Source organism: Bacillus sp. HY001, assembly GCF_007558965.1.
GTDB classification, from domain to species: Bacteria; Bacillota; Bacilli; order Bacillales; family Bacillaceae_G; genus Bacillus_A; species Bacillus_A mobilis.
This window is the reverse complement of the sequence record NZ_VLTE01000222.1, coordinates 1-2459: the sequence shown is the minus strand read 5'-3', so window position 1 is coordinate 2459 and position 2459 is coordinate 1. Positions and strand designations below refer to the sequence as shown.

Annotated in this window: 3 protein-coding genes; all 3 read left to right on the top strand. The window is 35.9% G+C overall.

Translation table 11 applies throughout. The annotated features are described in order from the left end of the window. A partial coding sequence (locus FOT98_RS30580; RefSeq protein WP_144291237.1) for a recombinase family protein occupies positions 1-452 on the top strand: 452 nt, incomplete at its 5' end. 112 nt (positions 453-564) lie between these two features. Further along, positions 565-1410, top strand: coding sequence for an AraC family transcriptional regulator (locus FOT98_RS30575; RefSeq protein WP_000383881.1), 846 nt, complete (start codon positions 565-567; stop codon positions 1408-1410). 127 nt (positions 1411-1537) lie between these two features. Further along, entirely contained in the window at positions 1538-2113 is a 576-nt protein-coding gene (locus FOT98_RS30570; RefSeq protein WP_033656251.1) for a recombinase family protein, read from the top strand. Positions 2114-2459: the final 346 nt, after the last annotated feature.

Below are 2459 nucleotides of genomic sequence, written 5' to 3'. Positions count from 1 at the left end.
ATCGCGAGCAACTTCAAAAAATGTTGCAGGATTTACAGGAAGGCGACATTATTTATGTTACAGACTTAACTCGGATCACTCGGAGTACGCAGGATTTATTTGAATTGATTGATTTAATACGAAGGAAAAAGGCAAGCTTAAAATCACTCAAGGATACATGGCTAAATTTATCAGAGGATAATCCATACAGCCAATTCTTAATTACAGTAATGGCTGGTGTGAACCAATTAGAGCGCGACCTTATCCGTATGCGTCAACGTGAAGGGATTGAGTTAGCAAAGAAAGAAGGAAAGTTTAAGGGGCGTTTAAAGAAGTATCATAAAAATCACGCAGGGATGAATTATGCAGTAAAACTATATAAAGAAGGCGGCATGACTGTAAATCAAATTTGTGAAATTACTAATGTATCTAGGGCTTCATTATATAGAAATCTATCGGAAAGAAACAAATAGTTTGTCCTGATTCTATCAAAAGGTGTATTTTTTCACCAACATTTTTAGGCATGAAATGTCGGTAATTATTATCTATTTTGTTTTAAAGTAAATATTGAAAGGGAGTAAACTTATGGATTGGCTAGAAAGAATGAACAATGCGTTAAACTACATTGAAAATAGCCTGGATGAAGAAATAGACTACAAAGAGATTGCAAAAGCAGCTAACTGTTCTGAGTTTCATTTTTCAAGAATGTTCTCTTCAATCTCAGGTGTATCGCTATCAGAATATATTAGACGAAGACGGTTAACACTTGCAGCATTTGAAATTCAAAAAAGTGATATTCGGATCATCGATGTGGCAATTAAATATGGTTATATTTCTTCTGATACTTTCTCACGTGCTTTTCAAAAAATGCATGGGGTAACCCCTTCCAATGCTCGTAATAGAGGGGTACAGTTAAAAGCCTTTCCCAAAATTTCCTTTCAAATTTCTATTAAAGGAGATACCGAGATGGACTACAGAATTGAAAACCTTGATTTTGAATTAAGAATTGTCGGAAAAAGCAAGCCAGTAAAAACAAGCAGAGCATTTAAAACAATCCCTACGCTTTGGAACACTGCGAAAAAAGATGGATTTATGCAAGAACTAGTAGATATGTCATGGGAAAATCCAAAATGCACGCTTGAAAGCCTTCTGGGGGTTTGCGGAAAAGAAGCTGCCATCACAGATGAACAATTTTCCTATTTCATGGGCGTAAGATACGATGGGGAATCCCCAGAAAATATGGAGACGCTTATTATTCCCGCAAGTACATGGGCAGTTTTTCCGAACATAGTGGATGCATGGAAACGTTTATATTCCGAGTGGGTCCCTACCTCCGAGTATGAACTTGCAAATTTACCGTGTATAGAATGTTATTACGGTCCGAAGCATAAACCAAGACACGAACTCTGGGTCCCTGTTATCCCGAAGTAAATTACATATTCAGTAATAGAATGCTGTTTATGGAGTAACGAAAAAAGAGCCTAATTTCTCAATTTAGGTGATGGGAAATCAGGCTTTTTATATTGGAAATTCCTTATCGTTGTAAATCCGCATTTTCCTGACGCCACCCCGTTATGTACGCGTCAGTTCGACTAGCCAAAATCCTTCAAGACAATTTCGGCAATTGAACGAAATTGGAATGGATATTATTTATGAAGAAAAAACTTCAGGAGCCACAAAAGATCGTGAACAACTTCAAAAAATGTTAGAGGATTTACAGGAAGGTGACATTATTTATGTTACAGATTTAACTCGGATCACTCGAAGTACGCAAGATTTATTTGAATTGATTGATTTAATACGAAATAAAAAGGGAAGCTTAAAATCACTTAAGGATACATGGCTAGATTTATCAGAAGATAATCCATATAGCCAATTCTTAATTACGGTAATGGCTGGTGTTAACCAATTAGAGCGAGACCTTATTCGTATGCGTCAGCGTGAAGGAATTGAGCTCGCAAAGAAAGAAGGGAAGTTTAAAGGACGGTTAAAGAAATATCATAAAAATCACGCAGGAATGAATTATGCAGTAAAGCTATATAAAGAAGGAAATATGACTGTAAATCAAATTTGTGAAATTACAAATGTATCTAGAGCTTCTTTATATAGAAAGCTATCGGAAGGAAAAAAATAAGCATTCATTACTTATATTAAAAATTTCCGGGGATTGTGAAACAACGTACCTAACCAAGCAGGCTATTTCTATAAGGAAGTATCAATATTTGTTTATCTAACTAGGCACGATCATCAAAGGGTTCCGAGTACATTTTAACGGAGATATACGCTAAACTCAGATTTAAAGCAAGGCTGTATTTTCCGAGAACACTTTATAAAAAACAACCTTAGTCAATCACAAACGAAGGTTGTTTTTATAAAGTCATGGTCTAATTAAAACAATTGCTGTCCCAAGAGCATACTTGAGACTGAAAAGGCACCAGCAGGTGGTAAAACATTAGTATATATGGGAGGTCCCAAACGGG